Origin of the sequence: Bacillus cereus group sp. N6, assembly GCF_016483705.1 — a bacterium.
Lineage (GTDB): Bacteria > Bacillota > Bacilli > Bacillales > Bacillaceae_G > Bacillus_A > Bacillus_A wiedmannii.
Genome location: NZ_JAEHBI010000025.1, coordinates 24,413 through 45,293 on the forward strand (window position 1 = coordinate 24,413; position 20,881 = coordinate 45,293).

Consider the following 20,881-nt stretch of genomic DNA (forward strand, 5'->3'; position numbering starts at 1 on the left):
GGTGATTTTTGATTTATTAACAATTTACATTAAGGGGGAAGAAAGAATGGGTGTACAAAAAATAGTTGTAATTGGTGCAGGACAAATGGGTTCGGGAATCGCACAAGTATGTGCAATGGCAGGATATGATGTGAAGGTACAAGATTTAAAACAAGAGCAATTAGACAGAGGATTGGCTATCATTACGAAAAACTTAGCGCGTCAAGTAGAAAAAGGGCGCATGAAGGAAGAAGAAAAGGAAGCGACGTTAAATCGCCTTACAGTAACGCTTGATTTAGATTGTGTGAAGGAAGCGGATCTTGTTATTGAAGCGGCTGTTGAGAAAATGGACATTAAAAAGAAAATTTTCGCGAATCTAGATGAAATCGCTCCAGAACACGCAATTTTAGCGACGAATACGTCCTCTCTACCAATTACTGAAATTGCAGCAGTAACGAAACGCCCAGAAAAAGTAATCGGCATGCATTTTATGAATCCAGTTCCAGTTATGAAACTTGTTGAAATTATTCGTGGTTTAGCTACAGATGATGAAGTGTACGAAACAATTGAAGATATTACGAAAAAAATCGGGAAAGTGCCAGTTGAAGTAAATGATTTCCCAGGATTTGTATCGAACCGTATTTTATTACCGATGATTAACGAAGCGATCTATACGTTATATGAAGGTGTAGCGACGAAAGAAGCGATTGATGAAGTAATGAAACTAGGTATGAATCATCCGATGGGACCACTTACATTAGCTGATTTTATCGGTTTAGATACATGTTTATACATTATGGAAGTGTTGCATGAAGGATTAGGAGATAGTAAATATCGCCCATGTCCATTATTACGCAAGTATGTGAACGCAGGATGGTTAGGACGTAAAACAGGCCGTGGTTTCTACGTTTACGAATAAAGTCCTCCTTTTATTAAAATAGTGGTCTTACCAAATTATTAAAAAGATATATAGCAAACGGAGGCGGAGTACATGAACTTTCATTTTACTGAAGAGCAACAAATGATGAGAAAAATGGTTCGAGATTTTGCGCAGAAGGAAATAGCTCCCTTTGTTCCTAGTATGGAACAAGGGGTGTTCCCGAAAGAGATTTTGCAGAAGATGGGTGAGCTTGGACTAATGGGTATTCCAGCGCCTGCAAAATATGGCGGGGCAGAAATGGATTTTATTTCTTACATTTTAGCAATTGAGGAAATTTCAAAGGTAAGTGCAACGGTTGGTGTAATTTTAGCTGTACATACGTCAGTTGGAATGAACCCGATTTTATATTTTGGAACAGAAGAACAGAAGCAGAAATATGTTTCTAAACTTACGACTGGTGAATGTTTAGGTGCATTTGCATTAACAGAACCAAATGCAGGATCAGATGCAGGGAGTTTGAAATCAAGAGCTGTAAAGAAAGGCGATCACTACATTATTAATGGATCGAAAGTGTTTATTACAAATGGCGGTGAAGCAAGTACATACATTGTATTCGCTTCTACAAATCCAGAGGCAGGAAAAAGTGGGATTTCTGCATTTATAGTAGAGAAAGATACACCAGGCTTAGTTATCGGCAAAGATGAGCATAAAATGGGACTTCTTGGTTCTCGCACGGTACAACTTACGTTTGAAGATATGAAAGTGCCGGCCGAGAATTTACTTGGTGAAGAAGGACAAGGATTTAAGGTGGCAATGGCGAATTTAGATGTTGGACGAATTGGAATCGGAGCGCAGGCATTAGGAATCGCGGAAGCGGCGCTTGCATGTGCGATTGATTATGCGAAAGAGCGTGAGCAATTCGGCAAGCCAATTGCGGCGCAGCAAGGAATCGGATTCAAACTTGCAGATATGGCGACTAGTGTAGAAGCAGCGCGATTACTTGTATACAGAGCGGCATCGCTAAGAGCGCAAGGATTACCATGCGGTAAAGAAGCTTCTATTGCGAAATTATTCGCTTCTAAGACGGCTGTTGAAGTTGCGATTGAAGCGGTGCAAGTATTTGGTGGTTACGGTTATACGAAAGACTATCCGGTAGAACGATTTTTCCGTGATGCGAAAATCACGCAAATATATGAAGGAACGAGTGAGATACAGAAACTTGTTATTAGTCGAGCTTTATAAAAGGACAAGGGGGAGACGGGAATGCATTTTAAACTATCAGAAGAACATGAAATGATAAGAAAAATGGTTCGGGATTTTGCTAAGAACGAAGTAGCACCGACGGCAGCTGAGCGTGATGAAGAAGAGAGATTTGATCGTGCACTATTTGATAAAATGGCAGAGCTTGGTTTAACCGGCATTCCGTGGCCTGAAGAATACGGCGGAATTGGAAGCGATTACTTAGCGTATGTAATTGCTATCGAAGAATTATCTCGTGTTTGTGCTTCAACAGGTGTAACGCTGTCTGCACACACTTCACTTGCTGGTTGGCCAATTTTTAAATTTGGAACGGAAGAACAAAAGCAAAAGTTTTTACGACCGATGGCAGAAGGAACGAAAATTGGTGCATACGGTTTAACGGAGCCAAGTTCTGGTTCAGATGCTGGTGGAATGAGGACAACTGCGAAACGAGATGGAGACCATTACATTTTAAATGGATCGAAAATCTTTATTACAAATGGTGGTATTGCTGATATTTATGTTGTTTTTGCGTTAACTGATCCCGAATCGAAGCAGCGTGGTACGAGCGCGTTTATTGTGGAAAGTGATACACGAGGATTTTCAGTTGGGAAGAAGGAAAGCAAGTTAGGGATTCGCTCTTCACCAACAACTGAAATTATGTTCGAAGATTGCCGTATTCCTGTAGAGAACCTACTAGGGGAAGAGGGCCAAGGATTTAAAGTTGCGATGCAAACATTAGATGGCGGCCGTAATGGTATTGCCGCGCAAGCAGTCGGTATTGCGCAAGGGGCTTTAGATGCTTCTGTAGAGTATGCAAGAGAGCGTCATCAGTTCGGGAAACCTATTGCGGCGCAGCAAGGAATTGGCTTTAAACTTGCAGATATGGCAACGGATGTGGAGGCGGCGCGTCTTCTAACATACCAAGCGGCTTGGCTCGAATCGGAAGGGCTTCCGTATGGGAAAGAGTCAGCGATGTCAAAGGTATTTGCAGGCGATACAGTGATGAAGGTGACGACTGAAGCGGTACAAGTATTTGGTGGTTACGGTTATACGAAAGATTATCCAGTAGAGCGTTATATGCGCGATGCAAAGATTACACAAATCTATGAGGGAACACAAGAGATTCAAAGGCTTGTAATTTCTCGTATGTTAACGAAGTAGGAGAAAAGGCGTAGGTATTTTCCTACGCTTTTTCCTTCCAAAAAATAATAGAGAGAGGTGAAGGGGATGGTTAAACATAATGTACATGCGTCCGTGAAAGATGAAAAATTAGTTGCGTTAAGACGTGAACAAATGATTAAAGGTGCGGTGCAATTGTTTAAGCAAAAAGGGTTCCCACGTACAACAACGAGAGAGATTGCGAAGGCGGCTGGGTTTAGTATTGGAACACTTTATGAGTACATTCGTACAAAAGATGATGTTTTATATTTAGTTTGTGATAGTATTTATGAACATGTAAAAGAAAGATTAGAGGAAGTAGTGTGTACAGAGAAGGGAAGTATAGAAAGCTTAAAGATAGCGATAAAGAATTATTTTAAAGTGATGGATGAATTGCAAGAAGAAGTATTAATTATGTATCAAGAGGTACGTTTTTTACCGAAAGAATCACTCCCATATGTATTAGAAAAAGAGTTTCAAATGGTCGGAATGTTTGAGAATATTTTAGAGCAGTGTACAGAAAATGGGACATTTACATTAAATAAAAAAGAGATACAGCTTCTTGCACATAACATTTTCATACAAGGACAAATGTGGGGATTTAGACGTTGGGCCCTGCAAAAACTGTATACGCTTGAAGAATATACAGAAATGCAAATTAGGTATGTACTGCAAGGAGCGCATATGTTTCCGAAATAAGGAATAGACAAATTATAATTTTATTATCATATTAAAGTTTCCCGTTTTTTTTGTAGCATATTTGTGCGACTTTTGTTTATAATGAATAGTATGGATTTTTTTAAGCAGACCGTTATATATAAGGTTATATTTGAAGAAAGGAAGTGCCGCATAAGTGAATTTTAAGCAATATTCACCAGAAGAGCTAAAAGAATGTTCAATGATTGAAGTTGTACATAGCGTTTTAGGGGATAAAAGACAAGCAACGACATTCAACGAGTTGGTTCGAGAAATCGCTCAAGTGCTGGGACTATCTCAAGAGCAAGTTAATGCGAAACTCGCACAATTTTATACAGATTTAAACATCGATGGACGTTTCATTAATTTAGGAGAAAATCGTTGGGGACTACGTAGCTGGTACCCATATGAGCAAATTGATGAAGAAATCTTACCTCAGCCAAAACCGAAGAAGAAACGTAAAGTTGAAGAGGACGGTTTTGACGACTACATCGAAGAAGATGAAGACTTCGACGATGCAGACGCAAATGAAGAAGAGGTAGAAGATTTGGACAAGGTTCTTGAAGAAGAAGACGGAGACGACGATGATCTTGATGATTTAGATGAAGATGATGACGATGACTTCGCCGAAGAAGAACTTGAGTACGATGAAGCTGAAGCTGAAGAAGAAGAAGAGGAAGAACTGTAGTTCTTGACTTTTCATTATCGTCCATGTAGAATCATTTTTGGGCTCTTTAAAAAAGGACGATAATACTTTTAAAGTGTAAATATAAAAGAAAATTGCTCCCTACTTATTACTTTATGTGATGAGGGGAGCAATTTTCTTTTTTGTTTTTTGTTTAGAAAATAAAAAGAGTCTAACAATAAGATGGATACAGTGTTATCTACATACGTTGCGCTTTGCAACGGTGATTATATAACAGCAAAATAGGAGGGAGCTTTTTCATGACTAAGTATATTTTTGTAACAGGCGGTGTAGTATCGTCTTTAGGAAAAGGTATTACAGCAGCATCTCTTGGAAGACTTTTAAAAAATCGTGGTTTAAACGTAACGATTCAAAAGTTTGATCCATACATTAACGTAGACCCAGGGACTATGAGCCCATACCAACACGGTGAGGTATTCGTAACAGATGATGGTGCAGAAACTGATTTAGACCTTGGTCACTATGAGCGTTTCATCGACATCAACTTAAACAAATACAGCAACGTAACAACAGGTAAAATTTACTCTTCAGTTCTTCAAAAAGAGCGTCGTGGTGAATACCTAGGAGGAACAGTTCAGGTTATTCCTCACATTACTAACGAAATTAAAGAGCGTGTATACCGTTCTGGTCGCGAAACAAACGCGGACGTTGTTATTACAGAAATTGGTGGAACTGTTGGTGACATCGAGTCTCTACCATTCTTAGAAGCAATCCGTCAAATTAAGAGCGACATCGGTCGTGACAATGTAATGTACATTCACTGTACGTTAATCCCGTACTTAAAAGCAGCGGGTGAAATGAAAACAAAACCAACGCAACATAGCGTTAAAGAGCTTCGCAGCTTAGGTATTCAACCAAATATTATCGTTGTTCGTACAGAATTGCCTGTTTCTCAAGATATGAAAGACAAGCTTGCATTATTCTGTGACATTGATACAAAAGCAGTTATCGAAGCACGCGATGCAGATACTTTATATGCGGTTCCATTATCTCTTCAAGAGCAAAATATGGACCAAATCGTTTGCGATCACTTAAAATTAGACAATCCAGCTGCAGATATGACAGAGTGGACTGCGCTAGTTAATAAAGTACGTAACCTTTCTAAGAAAACAAAAATTGCTCTTGTTGGTAAATACGTAGAGCTTCAAGATGCATATATTTCTGTTGTAGAAGCACTTCGTCATGCGGGTTATTCATTCGACACAGATGTAGAAGTGAAATGGGTAAACGCTGAGCACGTAACACCAGAGAACGTACAAGAATTAGTTGGTGACACAGATGGTATCCTTGTACCTGGTGGATTCGGCGATCGTGGTGTAGAAGGTAAAATCGTTGCAATTCAATATGCTCGTGAAAACAAAGTTCCATTCTTAGGAATTTGCCTAGGGATGCAACTTGCATCAATCGAATTCGCACGTAACGTATTAGGATTAGAAGGAGCTAACTCTTCTGAAATTAATCCTGACACACCTTATGCAATCATTGACTTATTACCAGAACAAAAAGATGTAGAAGACTTAGGTGGCACACTTCGTCTTGGTCTATACCCATGTAAGCTTGCTGAAGAAACAAATGCTTACAATGCTTACAACGAGCCGGTTGTATATGAGCGTCATCGTCATCGTTATGAGTTCAACAATCAATTCCGTCCGGATATGGAAAAAGCAGGATTTGTATTCTCTGGTACAAGCCCAGACGGTCGTCTAGTTGAAATCATTGAATTAAAAGACCACCCTTGGTTCGTGGCAGCACAGTTCCATCCAGAACTTGTATCTCGTCCAAACCGTCCACAACCATTGTTCCATGACTTCGTAAGTGCTTCTATTACGAATAAAGAGAGCAAGTAATAAAAAAAGCGCCTGAAATAGGGCGCTTTTTTTAATATTCATTTAACATTTCATCGATTGTAAATTTGATCCCGTGATATGCAAATAAAGCTATCATTAAACTTGGGAATCCGTAGCGATTGCCTTCATCGTCTGGAATAAGGCCTTTTAACAGCTTAGTATCAATATGTACATCTGTATATTGTTCTAGTGATTCAGTACCTTCTTGAATAGCAGAGATGCCGACAATAGAGTGTCCATCAGCTTGAAGTTTTTTTGCCATTGCTACAACTTCTTCATCTGTTGAAAAACGGCTAATAAGAAGTACACGGTCTGCAGAAGTTACTTCTACTTCTTTACCATTTTCAAATAATCGTTTTGCTTGCTTCATTGGCTCAGCACCGAATAATGCTTCAGCGACAACGCCCTCCATTTCATTTGTACCATGTAAATAAATGAAACCGTCGCCAACTAATGCTTGAGCAAGTAGACGGGCGCTATCTTCTATATTCATTTCTTCTTTTTGAGAAACTCTGGAGAAATAACCACTTAATTGAGTTGAAAAAATTTTTAACATAATGTTACTCCCTTTCGTACGTGTTTACCGGCTTTCATTATAGTTTATTTTTTTAGAAAGGTGAAATCGAAGGGTAGCATAACAAAATAGGAAACGGTAAAATAAGAAAGAATAGGAAGGAATTTGCCAAAGAATAGCGAAAATTAATCGTTAAGATATAAGAAGCTTTAAATCTTGTATTTACACAGAAAGGTTGGGAGTTATGGAAGGTAAAATTTTAATCGTTGATGATCAATATGGCATTCGTGTGTTATTACATGAAGTGTTCCAAAAAGAAGGTTATCAGACATTCCAAGCAGCGAATGGATTTCAAGCTTTAGATATCGTGAAAAAAGATAATCCAGATTTAGTAGTGTTAGATATGAAAATTCCAGGTATGGATGGTATAGAGATTTTAAAACATGTAAAGGAAATTGATGAGAGTATTAAAGTAATTTTAATGACTGCTTATGGAGAGCTTGATATGATCCAAGAAGCGAAAGATTTAGGAGCTTTAATGCACTTTGCTAAACCGTTTGATATTGATGAGATTCGTCAAGCGGTGAGAGAACAGCTTGCTGTAGAGGCGTAAAAAATGAATTTTTTATAAAAAATATGGAAAAAAGCGTTTACATGGACTATTGAGCAGGTGAATACGGTTGAGTTTTTGAGTACAAGTTGTTATCCTATTGAGTGTAGAAAAAAGTCCGGTATGTAAATATACATATTTTACCTTATTCTGGTCATACTACCAGCGATAAGAACTTATCGGATACAAAAAACGTTTTTTAGGAGGATTCACCATGCCTTTAGTTTCTATGAAAGAAATGCTAAACACAGCACTAGAAGGAAAATACGCAGTTGGTCAATTCAACATGAACAACTTAGAGTGGACTCAAGCTATCTTAGCTGCTGCGGAAGAAGAAAAGTCTCCTGTAATCCTAGGTGTATCTGAGGGTGCAGCTCGTCATATGACTGGTTTCAAAACAGTTGTAGCTATGGTTAAAGCTTTAATCGAAGAAATGAACATCACTGTTCCTGTAGCGATTCACCTTGACCATGGTTCAAGCTTCGAAAAATGTAAAGAAGCAATCGATGCAGGTTTCACATCTGTAATGATCGACGCTTCTCACCACCCATTCGAAGAAAACGTTGAAACTACTAAAAAAGTAGTAGAATACGCACACGCTCGTAACGTATCTGTTGAAGCTGAGCTTGGAACAGTTGGCGGACAAGAAGACGACATCATCGCTGAAGGCGTAATTTACGCTGATCCAGCAGAGTGTAAGCACCTTGTTGAAGCAACAGGTATTGATTGCCTAGCTCCAGCTTTAGGTTCTGTACACGGTCCTTACAAAGGTGAGCCTAACTTAGGATTCGCTGAAATGGAACAAGTTCGTGACTTCACTGGCGTACCTTTAGTATTACACGGTGGTACTGGTATCCCAACTGCTGATATCGTAAAAGCTATTTCTTTAGGTACTTCAAAAATTAACGTAAACACTGAGAACCAAATTGAGTTTACAAAAGCTGTTCGTGAAGCATTAAGCAAAGACCAAGAAGTTTACGATCCTCGTAAATATATTGGACCTGGCCGCGACGCTATTAAAGCAACTGTTGCTGGTAAAATGCGTGAATTCGGTTCTAACGGTAAAGCGTAAGAATAAAATTCCGTTTTGGAAACCGTCTAGTCTTTTAGACGGTTTCCTTTCGTTGTATAATGAAAGCGTGAACAAGTCTAAAGATTTTTATCATTTTGTTTTTGAAATAGAAAATAATGTGCATAGTCCTATTAATAAATGTGATAATGTATTTAAATTGATAATGTAAATTCGATGAATAGTTAATCTTTATCTATTCGTACTACGGGAGAAATGAAGATAATGGTTTCCTATTTATTGAGTGTTAGGGTGGAAAGAGTGATTGAGATTCTTAAGGGGAGCTTTCTATAAGGATATAGAAAGTAAATACATTCATAAGAAGGGAGCTCAATATGGAAAAATTGCTAATTGAAGGCGGAAGAGCTTTAAATGGAACAATTCGAGTGAGTGGTGCAAAGAACAGCGCCGTTGCACTAATTCCAGCGACAATTTTAGCAGATACTCCAGTAACTATTGGTGGTGTCCCTAATATTTCGGACGTGAAAATGTTAGGAGACTTGCTAGAGGAAATTGGAGGAAGAGTAGCTTATGGACAGGAGGAAGAGATGATAGTCGATCCTTCTAACATGGTTGCAATGCCTTTACCGAATGGAAAAGTGAAAAAATTGCGTGCTTCTTATTATTTAATGGGTGCGATGCTTGGCCGTTTTAAAAAAGCTGTTATTGGGCTTCCAGGTGGATGTCATTTAGGACCGAGGCCTATTGATCAGCATATTAAAGGATTTGAAGCGTTAGGTGCACATGTTACGAATGAACAGGGTGCGATTTATTTAAGAGCAGATGAATTGCGCGGGGCACGTATTTATTTAGATGTTGTTAGTGTAGGAGCTACAATTAATATTATGCTAGCAGCTGTGCGAGCGAAAGGTAGAACTGTTATTGAAAACGCAGCGAAAGAACCAGAGATTATTGATGTAGCTACATTGTTAACAAGCATGGGTGCACGCATTAAAGGTGCGGGCACAGATGTAATCCGAATTGATGGTGTGGATTCACTGCACGGTTGTCACCATACGATCATTCCGGATCGTATTGAAGCGGGTACGTATATGATTTTAGGAGCTGCATCAGGAGGAGAAATAACGGTTGATAATGTGATTCCTCAGCATTTAGAGTCAGTTACAGCGAAGTTAAGAGAAGCTGGTGTCCAAGTTGAAACGAACGATGACCAAATTACAGTGAACGGTAATAGAAGGTTAAAAGTAGTTGATATAAAAACGCTTGTATATCCAGGATTCCCAACAGATTTACAACAACCATTTACAACGCTTTTAACAAAGGCGCACGGAACGGGTGTTGTAACGGATACGATTTACGGCGCACGCTTTAAACACATTGATGAATTACGTCGTATGAATGCACAAATTAAAGTGGAAGGTCGTTCGGCAATTGTAACTGGTCCTGTTTTATTGCAAGGTGCAAAAGTGAAAGCAAGTGATTTGCGAGCTGGAGCGGCTCTTGTTATTGCAGGGTTAATGGCGGATGGAATTACAGAAGTAACCGGACTTGAGCATATTGATCGAGGTTATGAAAATATAGTAGACAAGCTTAAAGGTCTTGGCGCAAATATTTGGCGAGAACAAATGACAAGCCAAGAAATTGAAGAGATGAAGAACGCATAAGTGATACTTCCGCAAGGGGGAAGCGAAGCATCACTACTTGCGGAAGTATACTTTGTAGAGAAACACGGTTCACAAAATACGGCAGAAATATAAAGACTTAAAGGAGAGGGATTATCGTGGAAAGAAGTTTATCTATGGAGTTAGTACGTGTAACAGAGGCTGCAGCATTATCATCAGCGCGTTGGATGGGGCGCGGGAAAAAGGATGAGGCAGACGGTGCAGCAACATCAGCTATGCGTGATGTATTTGATACAATCCCGATGAAAGGTACAGTTGTAATTGGTGAAGGCGAGATGGACGAAGCACCAATGCTGTATATCGGAGAGAAATTAGGTACAGGATATGGACCACGTGTAGACGTTGCGGTTGATCCTTTAGAAGGGACAAACATCGTAGCAGCTGGTGGATGGAATGCTCTTGCTGTTATTGCAATTGCAGATCATGGTAATTTGTTACATGCTCCTGACATGTACATGGATAAAATCGCGGTTGGCCCAGAAGCGGTTGGGGCGGTCGATATTGATGCGCCTATTATCGATAACTTACGTGCGGTTGCGAAAGCGAAAAATAAAGATATTGAAGATGTTGTAGCGACAGTTTTAAACCGTCCACGTCATCAAGCGATTATCGAAGAAATTCGTAAAGCTGGTGCTCGTATTAAATTAATTAACGATGGCGATGTGGCTGGAGCAATTAACACTGCATTTGATCGCACAGGTGTAGATATTTTATTCGGCTCTGGTGGAGCACCTGAGGGTGTATTAGCAGCAGTTGCATTAAAATGTTTAGGTGGAGAAATCCACGGAAAGCTTCTGCCTCAAAATGAAGCTGAATTAGCTCGTTGTAAAAAAATGGGTATTGAAGATATAAATCGTATCCTTCGCATGGAAGACTTAGTAAAAGGTGACGATGCAATCTTTGCGGCAACAGGCGTAACAGACGGAGAACTATTACGCGGCGTTCAATTTAAAGGTAGCGTAGGAACAACACAATCCCTTGTTATGCGTGCAAAATCAGGCACAGTACGCTTCGTAGACGGACGTCATAGCTTGAATAAAAAACCAAACTTGGTTATTAAATAAAAAGTGCAAGCGGCTCGTTCAGAATCGCAGGGCATTGGAACTCTCGACCTTGAAGCGCTTTTTGCTTCGAGCGAGAGAGTGAAATGACTGGAGATTCTAGCCGCTGGAACTGGATTGAGTAAAAGGCGTAAGCGGCTCGTTCAGAATCGCAGGGCATTGTAGCTCCTGACCATACTAGCTACTGGAACTAGGTTAAATAAAAGCGAAGACAAATTTTCTTGTCTTCGCTTCTTGTATTTGTGTTTCAACGTATTGATTAAAACTAGATAAAAGGGTTACAATAGTGAATATTACCCTACTTGAACTTATTGCCTTTCATTATTAATTATTTGCCTTCCGTATTTTTTCCCTTTACCCATGTGAAAAGAGAATAACGTTAAAGTGTGGTGTCTGAATGAATTTGTCAATTGCAGCATTAGAAAACATGAAATTAAAAGAGTTATACGAGCTTGCGAAAGAATTTAAGATTTCGTATTATAGTAAATTAACGAAAAAAGAGTTAATCTTCGCTATCCTAAAAGCTCGAGCAGAAAAAGAAGGTTTCTTCTTCATGGAAGGCGTATTAGAAATTATTCAATCAGAAGGATTTGGATTCCTACGTCCTATCAACTATTCTCCAAGCTCAGAAGATATTTATATCTCAGCTTCGCAAATTCGTCGTTTCGATTTACGTAATGGAGACAAGGTTTCTGGTAAAGTACGACCTCCGAAAGAAAATGAACGCTATTTTGGATTATTACAAGTTGAAGCTGTAAACGGAGATGATCCAGAGTCAGCAAAAGAGCGTGTGCATTTCCCTGCATTAACACCATTATACCCAGATCGCCAAATGAAATTGGAAACGGAACCGAAAAAGTTACCGACACGCATCATGGATTTAATCGCACCAGTTGGATTTGGACAACGTGGTTTAATTGTCGCGCCTCCAAAGGCTGGTAAAACAAGTCTATTAAAAGAAATCGCACACAGTGTTACAACAAATCACCCGGAAGCTGAATTAATTGTACTTTTAATTGATGAGCGTCCAGAGGAAGTAACAGACATTGAACGTTCTGTTAAAGGAGATGTTGTAAGCTCTACTTTTGATGAAGTGCCAGAAAATCATATTAAAGTAGCGGAACTTGTGTTAGAACGTGCAATGCGTCTTGTAGAGCACAAAAAAGATGTTATCATTTTAATGGATAGTATTACCCGTTTAGCGCGAGCTTACAACCTTGTTATTCCGCCAAGTGGTAGAACATTATCGGGTGGTATCGACCCAGCTGCCTTCCATAGACCGAAGCGTTTCTTTGGAGCTGCACGTAATATTGAAGAAGGCGGTAGCTTAACGATTTTAGCAACAGCGCTTGTTGATACAGGATCTCGTATGGACGATGTAATTTACGAAGAATTTAAAGGAACTGGAAATATGGAACTTCACTTAGATCGTTCATTAGCTGAGCGTCGTATCTTCCCGGCAATTGATATTCGCCGTTCTGGTACACGTAAAGAAGATCTATTAATTCCGAAAGAACATTTAGACAAGCTATGGGGTATTCGTAAAACAATGCGTGATACACCAGACTTTGTCGAAGGTTTCTTACGTAAACTTCGTCAAACAAAGACAAATGAAGAATTTTTACAAAACATTGTTGCAGACTCAAAAAGATATGTAACAACTAAGTAAAGGGAAAAGATTGGGACTCGCTTATTTTGTGGTAAGCGAGTTTTTTATGTTTTTTAAGGGAATATTAGAGAGAGTAATATATGGGAAAAATTTTATTTTTTGAGATGAAAATTATATTTGGGTCGAGAGTTTGAAGTGTCCTGGATTCTGAACGAGCCGCTTGCGCTTTTAATTATATCCAGCTTCAGCAGCTAGAATGGTCGGTGGCTTCACTTCTTCCTACGAGGCAAAAAGCGCCTCTACGTCAGAAGCTCCATCCCCCTCCCATTCTGAACGAGCCGGTTGCGCTTTTAATTATATCCAGCTCCAGCGGCTAGAATCTCCGGCCATTTCGCTCTCTCGGTCGAAGCAAAAAGCGCTTCTTGGTCGAGAGCTCCAATGTCCTGCGATTCTGAACGAGCCGGTTGCGCTTTTAAATTTTAAAAAGACAAAAACAGGTAGTTGCAAAATGGAGTTAGCCTTGTTATAATTTCATCATATGTGTTTCATCAATATAGTTGTGCAAGCAGCTGAAGATGAAAAACTCTGTTTCGAAAATGATTCAGGGCGGAAGGAGATGAAAAGAATGAAAGCAGGAATCCATCCAAATTACAATAAAGTTGTATTTATGGACACGAACACAGGCTTCAAATTCTTAAGCGGGTCTACTAAAGGCTCTAGCGAAACTGTTGAGTGGGAAGATGGTAACACTTATCCATTACTAAAAATTGAGATCAGTTCTGATTCTCACCCATTCTACACTGGACGTCAGAAGTTTGCTACTGCAGACGGACGTGTTGACCGCTTCAATAAGAAATACGGTATCAAGTAATAAAGAACATAAAACAGGCAAGTGTATGTATTCGCTTGTCTGTTTTTTTTGCAAAAATATTAAACCTTTACCCTACTTTGGATTAGGAAAGTAGATGAAAGGAGAGCTCAATGTACTTAATGAATCAAAATGGTTGGATTGAAGTGATTTGCGGGAGTATGTTTTCTGGAAAATCAGAAGAGCTCATCCGCCGTATACGACGTACGCAATTTGCGAAACAACATGCGATTGTATTTAAACCATGTATTGATAATCGTTATAGTGAAGAAGATGTTGTATCACATAATGGATTAAAGGTTAAAGCAGTTCCTGTTTCAGCTTCAAAAGATATATTTAACCATGTAGCAGAAGAAATGGATGTTATTGCAATCGATGAGGTACAATTTTTTGATGGGGACATTGTGGAAGTGGTGCAAGTATTGGCAAATCGTGGCTATCGTGTCATTGTAGCTGGATTAGACCAAGATTTCCGTGGTCTACCATTTGGACAAGTTCCTCAGCTGATGGCGATTGCTGAACATGTAACTAAGTTGCAGGCAGTGTGTTCTGCATGCGGATCTCCTGCAAGTCGTACGCAACGTTTAATCGATGGAGAACCAGCGGCATTTGATGATCCAATTATTTTAGTTGGGGCTTCAGAATCGTATGAACCACGTTGTCGTCATTGTCATGCAGTACCTACAAAACAAAGATAAATGAAACTCGCTATGTAGAGCGGGTTTTTTTCGAAAATAGATGAAGATTGGTGGCCGGCTCTTCGTACAGCTAAGAACTTTAGGCAGTCAGAGCTGAGTGAGCCGCTTGCGCTTTTAAATATTATCTAGCTCCAGCGGCTAGAATCTCCGGCCATTTCACTCTCTCGCTCGAAGCAAAGAGCGCTTCAAGGTCGAGAGTTCCAATGTCCTGCGATTCTGAGCAAGCCGCTTACGCTTTTAAATATTATCTAGCTCCAGCGGCTAGAATCTCCGGTCATTTCACTCTCTCGCTCGAAGCAAAGAGCGCTTCAAGGTCGAGAGTTCCAATGTCCTGCGATTCTGAGCGAGCCGCTTGCGCTTTTAAATATAATTTGCGTTTTTTTGATTAAGTACCATATACTATTTGTATTAGATACTAGGATGTAGAGGTGAATGGTGTGTTAGATCGTTTGCAGGCTGTAGAAGATCGTTATGAGAAGTTAAATGAATTGTTAAGTGATCCAGAGGTTATTAGCGATACGAATAAGCTTCGTGAGTATTCAAAGGAACAATCTGATATGCAGGAAACGGTAGAGGTGTACCGTGAGTATAAAGATGTTCGTGAGCAATTAAGAGATGCAAAAGCAATGTTAGAAGATAAGTTAGACGCTGATATGCGTGACATGGTAAAAGAAGAGGTTTCTGAATTAGAAGGGCAAGATAAAGAATTATCAGAGCGTCTGAAAATTTTACTTGTTCCAAAAGACCCTAATGATGATAAAAACGTTATCGTTGAGGTTCGTGGTGCTGCTGGTGGTGACGAGGCCGCTTTATTTGCTGGTGATTTATATCGTATGTATAGCCGTTATGCTGAGGTACAAGGTTGGAAAACTGAAATTATCGAAGCGAGCTATACAGAGTTAGGTGGATATAAAGAGATTATCTTTATGATTAACGGTAAAGGTGCGTTCGCGAAGCTGAAATTCGAGAATGGTGCTCACCGTGTACAACGTGTTCCTGAAACGGAATCTGGTGGACGTATTCATACATCTACAGCAACTGTAGCTGTATTACCAGAGGCAGAAGAAGTAGAAATTAGTATTCATGAAAAAGATGTTCGTGTTGATACGTTTGCTTCTAGTGGTCCTGGTGGACAAAGTGTTAATACAACGATGTCAGCGGTACGTTTAACGCATTTACCGACTGGTGTAGTTGTATCGTGTCAGGATGAGAAATCACAAATCAAGAATAAAGAAAAAGCGATGAAAGTATTACGCGCACGTGTTTATGATAAGTTTAGACAAGAAGCGCAAGCTGAGTATGATCAAAACCGTAAACAAGCTGTTGGTACGGGTGATCGTTCAGAGCGTATTCGTACGTATAATTTCCCGCAAAACCGCGTTACAGACCATCGAATCGGTTTAACGATTCAAAAGCTAGATCAAATCTTACAAGGTAAGTTAGATGATTTCATCAATGCCTTAGTGATGGAAGATCAGGCTCAAAAGATGGAGGCAGCTGAGTAATGCGTGTCTATGAAGCCCTGAAATGGGCTTCTTCTTTTTTACAGGAAAATGGACGAGATGAAAATGCGGGAGAACTTGTCCTTTGTCATGTATTAAAGACGAACAGAACCGGAATGCTCATGAATATGCGTGAAGAAATAACTGTGGAACAAGAAACAAGTTTTACGGAGTTTATTCACAAGCATGTAGAAGGTATTCCTATTCAATATATGATTGGTTATGAAATGTTTTATGGACGGTCGTTCTTTGTGAATGAAGAAGTATTAATACCCAGACCGGAAACAGAAGAGCTTATAGTGGGAGTGTTAGAAAGAATCGAGCGTCATTTTGGCGATGAGAAATTACATGTGGCGGACATTGGTACAGGTAGTGGAGCGATTTCTATTACGCTTGCTTTAGAAAATAAAAATCTTCATGTGTATACGGTAGATATTGCACAAGAGTCGATTGAAGTTGCAAAAGAAAATGCAAAAACTTTAGGCGCAGAAGTAACGTTCTATCATGGTGATTTATTGTCACCATTTTATAAAACAGGTCAAAAGTTAGATGTTGTTGTTTCAAACCCTCCATATATACCGGAAGAGGATTGGCGTGGCCTTTCTCCTGTGGTGAAAGAGCATGAGCCAAAGAGAGCACTTGTTGGCGGTGAAGACGGATTAGATTTCTATCGCCGTTTTATGGAAGAGTTGCCGAATGTGTTGCAGAAGAAAGCAATTGTGGCATTTGAAATTGGAGTAGGGCAAGGCGAGGATGTAAAAGGGTTGTTACAACAAGCTTTTCCACATGCTCATGTTGAGGTTGTTTTTGATATTAATGGAAAAGATCGTATGGTATTTGCAGAGATGGAGTAAGGTTCACACCTTACTCTATTTTTTTGTGGAAAAATTTATATAGATTTTGAATTTAATAGTTTAGAAAGATGAAAGTCTGTCCACACTGTTTGTAGAAGGGACGGTGGAGGAAATGAAAAAACAAGTTATTGCTTATCTTCTTCTATTATTAATTGGTGCACAGTTGCTTGTGCAGTTTGGATATATGAAAGCTGATGCGAAAGGGCCTTCAGTTATTCCGAAAGAGGCCGTTCGATTACGGATTTTAGCAAATAGTGATTCAGATAAAGATCAGGCTTTAAAGCGCAAAGTGCGTGATGAAGTAAAAGCACAAATTGATGGATGGGTAGCAGATTTAACTTCATTTGAAGAGGCACGTAAAGTCATTCAAAGTCATATTCCAGAAATCGAAAAAACAGTGGCAAATACGTTGAAAAAAGAAGGAAGTAAAGATTCATTTCAAGTGAAATTTAGTAAGAATGTAAAGTTCCCTACAAAGGTATATGGTAATTTTATTTATCCAGCAGGGGAATATGAGGCGGTATTGATTACAATTGGGGAAGGTGAAGGGGCAAACTGGTGGTGTGTATTATTTCCACCGATGTGTTTCTTAGATTTTTCAAGTGGTACAGCTGTAAGGAAAGAAGAACATGTTGTGAAGGCTGAATCTCCTGAAGAGGAGCAAGTAAAACAAATAGATGATGAAGAAGTAGTAAATACAGAAGAGAAAAAAGAGGATGAGGTGAAAGAAAAGAAAGCTGTAAAGCAGGAAGTCGCAAAAAAAGTAACAGCTTCTGAAAAGAAAATAGTAAAAAATGAAACGAAAGTAGAAGAACAACCTGTAAGTAAAGAAGAAACAAAAACTGTGGAAAAAGTGGAGAAACCTGTGGAACAAAAGCAAGAAAAACAAAATGAGTATGTAAAAGTAGAGGAGGAAGAAGAAAAGCCAGAAGTTAAGTTATTTATTGTAGAAGCTTTTACATCTTTATTCTCTAAATAGTACTATTAGTAAATCCCTTCTCATATATAAAAAAGAGGAGGGATTTACTATGAAGAAGGTATATTTTGCGACGAAAGCAGATGTGGAAAGATTGCATTCTTTTTTCGGACAAGCTAATAAAAAAGATGATAAAATAAATGAGTTGTACGCGCAATTTATGATTTTGGAAGAGGCGGAAGAAATACGGGCTGTCATCGGATATGAACAAAGTGAAGAACACGCACTGATTCGTTCTTGTTTATTCACACCTAATGTGGATAAACAGACTTTCTTATATTTTTTTGAAATGTTTTTGCAGTATATGAACGAAAAAAATATTCGACAATTGTACTTACTAACAAATCATCCACAATCTATAACAATCTTTCAGTTTTTTGACTTTGTTACTATAGAGAAAGAAAACGTACCAGAGGGAATTCGACAGTTAGAACACTTTTGTAAAAATATAAAAGAGCCAAATGCAATAATACTAAATTGTCAGCTATTCACAAAGTTATCCACGGATTAATTAGGTTTATCCACATTTTGTGGATAAACCTTGTTTGTCTTTTGGATAAATCTCATAGTAAACTAAAAATAGACAAGTATTTCAGGGTAGAAAAGGACGTGTGAAAAAATGCATACAAATATGTGGGTTGTGGATAATGTTGTGGAAAGAAAAAAATATTATCCACAGTTACAAGAAGCAGCAAAATTATTAAGGGAAAACGAGGCGATTGCCTTCCCTACAGAAACGGTATATGGACTAGGCGCAAACGCAATGAATGATGAAGCAATCGCGAAAATTTTTGAAGCGAAAGGAAGACCGAGTGATAATCCACTTATTGTCCACATCGGTACAAAGTCTCAGTTAGATGGGATTGTGAAAGAAATCCCGCCAGTTGCAGAGAAGTTAATGGAGCATTTTTGGCCAGGCCCGTTAACAATTATTTTACCTAGAAAAGAAGGGATTTCAGAGAAGGTGACGGCAGGACTTAATACGGTTGGGGTAAGAATGCCTGATCATCCAGTAGCGCTCGCTCTTATTGAAGAGGCAAATGTACCTGTTGCAGCACCGAGTGCGAATCGTTCTGGTCGTCCAAGTCCGACGTTAGCGTCTCATGTATATGAAGATTTAAATGAGAAAATCGCAGGTATTGTAGATGGTGGTGCGACGGGAGTAGGTGTTGAATCGACTGTAATTGATTGTACGAGCGAAGTTCCAACGATATTACGCCCAGGTGGGATTACGAAAGAACAATTAGAAGCAGTGATTGGTACGGTTTCTTTAGATCCGGCTTTAAAGGACGAGAAAGAAAAACCGAAATCACCTGGAATGAAATATACACATTATGCACCGAAAGCGCCACTGAGTATTGTTGAAGGCTCACGTGAATTTATTCAACGCCTTGTGGATGAGAAGAAAGAAGAAGGGTTCAAAGTAGGTGTATTAACGACAGAAGAGTATCAGCATGTATACAGCGCGGATGTTGTATTATCTTGTGGTGTTCGAAGCGATTTAGCAAGCGTTGCGACTAAATTATATGATGTACTTAGAACGTTTGATGCAAGTGAAGTGGATGTTATTTTTAGTGAATCATTCCCGAATGAAGGAATAGGGAATGCCATTATGAATCGCTTAACGAAAGCGGCAGGGCATCAAATTATTACTGAATGATAAGGTACGATTAGCAAACAGAATATTTCTCCTCGGATAAGCATATTTTGAAGTAGCACGTCCGAGGAGGGACATGAATGACGTTTGAACAGCTACTACCTTTAACAATTATGGCATTCGCCTTAGGGATGGATGCGTTCTCGGTGAGTCTTGGTATGGGAATGATGACCTTAAAGGGAAGACAAATCCTGTATATCGGTATGACGATAGGGATATTTCATATTATCATGCCATTTATAGGGATGGTATTAGGTCGCTTTTTATCAGAGCAGTATGGAGATGTTGCACATTTTGCAGGTGCTATTTTATTAATTGGACTAGGATTCTATATTGTGTATTCATCTATTTTGGAGAATGAAGAGACTAGAACGGCCCCTATTGGAATTAGTTTATTCGTATTTGCATTTGGCGTTAGTATAGATAGTTTTTCAGTAGGCCTTAGTCTTGGTATTTACGGGGCGCAGACAATTATTACGATATTACTTTTTGGATTTGTTAGTATGTTATTAGCGTGGATTGGTTTATTAATTGGTAGACATGCAAAAGATATGCTCGGCACATATGGCGAGATAGTAGGTGGTATCATTCTCGTTGGATTTGGATTATATCTCCTTTTTCCTATATAATTTTAAATAGGAGGGAGTTATGAATAAATTATTGGAATGGCATATTCGATTTTTAACTTTTTTCCCTAGGTGGTTAAGACGGCTTGTTATTTGGGGTATTATTTTGCAAATTTCAATTTTAGGTTGGATGAAGTTAATTCGCGAATGGTAAGATAGCTCCTTTCTGTGCATAGTTTTATTTATACTATACTGATTGCGCTAAAAAATTATAGATATAGAAAGGATGAGATGAATGACGAGATTGAAGCAAGTTTTTGGTATTATTATTAGTTTTTTTGTTTTTTGGTTTAGTATGCTCGGTGTACAAATGTTTGCTGAGTTTTTAGATATTGAGTCATTGAAGTTTGTTGCGGGAAAAACGGAGGCAGCGCGTGCCTTTTATTCTCCGTATCCGTTTATAATCGTTTTTCTTATTACATTGCTTTCCCTATATTTCTTAGTAATTAAGCTTGGGAAACCGAAAAAAGAGAAAGTATCTACTTTAGAGGAAAAAAAGGAAGAATTACAATGATAAAATCCCTTGCTAAATAGCAGGGGATTTTATGTTTGAGTGATGGAAGTAATTGAGTTACATTCGCTCTCTCGCTCGAAGCAAAAAGCGCTTCAAGGTCGAGAGCTTGAAGTGTCCTGCGATTCTGAACGAGCCGCCTCCGCTTTTAGATATATCCGGTTCCAGCGACTAG

Annotated in this window: 22 protein-coding genes; 21 read left to right on the top strand and 1 reads right to left on the bottom strand. The window is 39.0% G+C overall.

Annotated features, from left to right (window positions below):
* The first annotated feature begins 46 nt into the window (after window positions 1-46).
* The 6 genes from JDS99_RS17710 to pyrG all read left to right on the top strand — a co-directional run bounded on the left by JDS99_RS17710 (window position 47) and on the right by pyrG (window position 6,508).
* The gene (locus tag JDS99_RS17710; RefSeq protein WP_000538863.1) at window positions 47-898 is read left to right on the top strand and encodes a 3-hydroxybutyryl-CoA dehydrogenase; all 852 of its coding nucleotides are present in this window, start codon (window positions 47-49) and stop codon (window positions 896-898) included.
* Window positions 899-970: 72 nt separating this feature from the next.
* A complete protein-coding gene (locus JDS99_RS17715) occupies window positions 971-2,101 on the top strand; it encodes an acyl-CoA dehydrogenase (RefSeq protein ID WP_199695442.1) in 1,131 nt (376 codons plus the stop codon).
* A gap of 21 nt (window positions 2,102-2,122) precedes the next feature.
* Window positions 2,123-3,262, top strand: a complete 1,140-nt coding sequence (acdA, locus tag JDS99_RS17720; protein WP_199695443.1) for an acyl-CoA dehydrogenase AcdA — start codon at window positions 2,123-2,125, stop codon at window positions 3,260-3,262.
* A gap of 66 nt (window positions 3,263-3,328) precedes the next feature.
* Window positions 3,329-3,958 (top strand): TetR/AcrR family transcriptional regulator, encoded by a 630-nt coding sequence (locus JDS99_RS17725; RefSeq protein ID WP_048542708.1) that lies wholly within the window; start codon window positions 3,329-3,331, stop codon window positions 3,956-3,958.
* 154 nt (window positions 3,959-4,112) lie between these two features.
* Window positions 4,113-4,643 carry a DNA-directed RNA polymerase subunit delta gene (gene rpoE, locus JDS99_RS17730; protein ID WP_048542705.1) on the top strand — a complete coding sequence of 177 codons (531 nt, stop codon included), beginning with the start codon at window positions 4,113-4,115 and terminating at the stop codon, window positions 4,641-4,643.
* 257 nt (window positions 4,644-4,900) lie between these two features.
* The gene (pyrG, locus tag JDS99_RS17735; protein WP_000170450.1) at window positions 4,901-6,508 is read left to right on the top strand and encodes a CTP synthase; all 1,608 of its coding nucleotides are present in this window, start codon (window positions 4,901-4,903) and stop codon (window positions 6,506-6,508) included.
* A 31-nt stretch (window positions 6,509-6,539) separates the two neighbouring features.
* Here pyrG and JDS99_RS17740 read toward each other — a convergent pair whose 3' ends face one another.
* Window positions 6,540-7,064, bottom strand: coding sequence for a DUF2529 domain-containing protein (locus JDS99_RS17740; protein WP_000912405.1), 525 nt, complete (start codon window positions 7,062-7,064; stop codon window positions 6,540-6,542).
* A 202-nt stretch (window positions 7,065-7,266) separates the two neighbouring features.
* Here JDS99_RS17740 and spo0F point away from each other — a divergent pair, with 202 nt between their 5' ends.
* From spo0F to JDS99_RS17810, 15 genes are all read left to right on the top strand, one after another.
* Window positions 7,267-7,635, top strand: coding sequence for a sporulation initiation phosphotransferase Spo0F (gene spo0F, locus JDS99_RS17745; RefSeq protein WP_000398593.1), 369 nt, complete (start codon window positions 7,267-7,269; stop codon window positions 7,633-7,635).
* Window positions 7,636-7,846: 211 nt separating this feature from the next.
* Window positions 7,847-8,704, top strand: a complete 858-nt coding sequence (locus JDS99_RS17750) for a class II fructose-bisphosphate aldolase (RefSeq protein WP_001131858.1) — start codon at window positions 7,847-7,849, stop codon at window positions 8,702-8,704.
* A 332-nt stretch (window positions 8,705-9,036) separates the two neighbouring features.
* Window positions 9,037-10,326, top strand: a complete 1,290-nt coding sequence (gene murA / locus JDS99_RS17755) for a UDP-N-acetylglucosamine 1-carboxyvinyltransferase (RefSeq protein WP_000413258.1) — start codon at window positions 9,037-9,039, stop codon at window positions 10,324-10,326.
* Between the two features lie 116 nt (window positions 10,327-10,442).
* Window positions 10,443-11,408 (top strand): class II fructose-bisphosphatase, encoded by a 966-nt coding sequence (glpX, locus tag JDS99_RS17760; protein WP_000442336.1) that lies wholly within the window; start codon window positions 10,443-10,445, stop codon window positions 11,406-11,408.
* A 394-nt stretch (window positions 11,409-11,802) separates the two neighbouring features.
* Entirely contained in the window at window positions 11,803-13,074 is a 1,272-nt protein-coding gene (rho, locus tag JDS99_RS17765) for a transcription termination factor Rho (RefSeq protein WP_001053898.1), read from the top strand.
* Between the two features lie 565 nt (window positions 13,075-13,639).
* The gene (locus JDS99_RS17770) at window positions 13,640-13,885 is read left to right on the top strand and encodes a type B 50S ribosomal protein L31 (RefSeq protein WP_000643447.1); all 246 of its coding nucleotides are present in this window, start codon (window positions 13,640-13,642) and stop codon (window positions 13,883-13,885) included.
* A gap of 110 nt (window positions 13,886-13,995) precedes the next feature.
* On the top strand, window positions 13,996-14,580 hold the full coding sequence (locus JDS99_RS17775; RefSeq protein WP_000281084.1) for a thymidine kinase: 585 nt from the start codon (window positions 13,996-13,998) through the stop codon (window positions 14,578-14,580).
* 437 nt (window positions 14,581-15,017) lie between these two features.
* Entirely contained in the window at window positions 15,018-16,085 is a 1,068-nt protein-coding gene (prfA, locus tag JDS99_RS17780; RefSeq protein WP_002096180.1) for a peptide chain release factor 1, read from the top strand.
* The gene (prmC, locus tag JDS99_RS17785; RefSeq protein WP_048542701.1) at window positions 16,085-16,936 is read left to right on the top strand and encodes a peptide chain release factor N(5)-glutamine methyltransferase; all 852 of its coding nucleotides are present in this window, start codon (window positions 16,085-16,087) and stop codon (window positions 16,934-16,936) included. Before prfA ends, prmC begins: the two co-directional genes overlap by 1 nt.
* Before the next feature lie 112 nt (window positions 16,937-17,048).
* Entirely contained in the window at window positions 17,049-17,915 is an 867-nt protein-coding gene (gene spoIIR / locus JDS99_RS17790; protein WP_098857520.1) for a stage II sporulation protein R, read from the top strand.
* 49 nt (window positions 17,916-17,964) lie between these two features.
* On the top strand, window positions 17,965-18,423 hold the full coding sequence (locus tag JDS99_RS17795; protein ID WP_000758432.1) for a GNAT family N-acetyltransferase: 459 nt from the start codon (window positions 17,965-17,967) through the stop codon (window positions 18,421-18,423).
* A 108-nt stretch (window positions 18,424-18,531) separates the two neighbouring features.
* A complete protein-coding gene (locus JDS99_RS17800) occupies window positions 18,532-19,572 on the top strand; it encodes an L-threonylcarbamoyladenylate synthase (RefSeq protein ID WP_073517198.1) in 1,041 nt (346 codons plus the stop codon).
* Between the two features lie 77 nt (window positions 19,573-19,649).
* Window positions 19,650-20,198 carry a manganese efflux pump MntP gene (locus tag JDS99_RS17805; protein ID WP_098857516.1) on the top strand — a complete coding sequence of 183 codons (549 nt, stop codon included), beginning with the start codon at window positions 19,650-19,652 and terminating at the stop codon, window positions 20,196-20,198.
* A 19-nt stretch (window positions 20,199-20,217) separates the two neighbouring features.
* On the top strand, window positions 20,218-20,349 hold the full coding sequence (locus JDS99_RS32390) for a hypothetical protein (protein ID WP_255294017.1): 132 nt from the start codon (window positions 20,218-20,220) through the stop codon (window positions 20,347-20,349).
* Between the two features lie 81 nt (window positions 20,350-20,430).
* Window positions 20,431-20,709, top strand: coding sequence for a DUF3935 domain-containing protein (locus JDS99_RS17810; RefSeq protein WP_048542692.1), 279 nt, complete (start codon window positions 20,431-20,433; stop codon window positions 20,707-20,709).
* The last annotated feature ends 172 nt before the right edge of the window (window positions 20,710-20,881 follow it).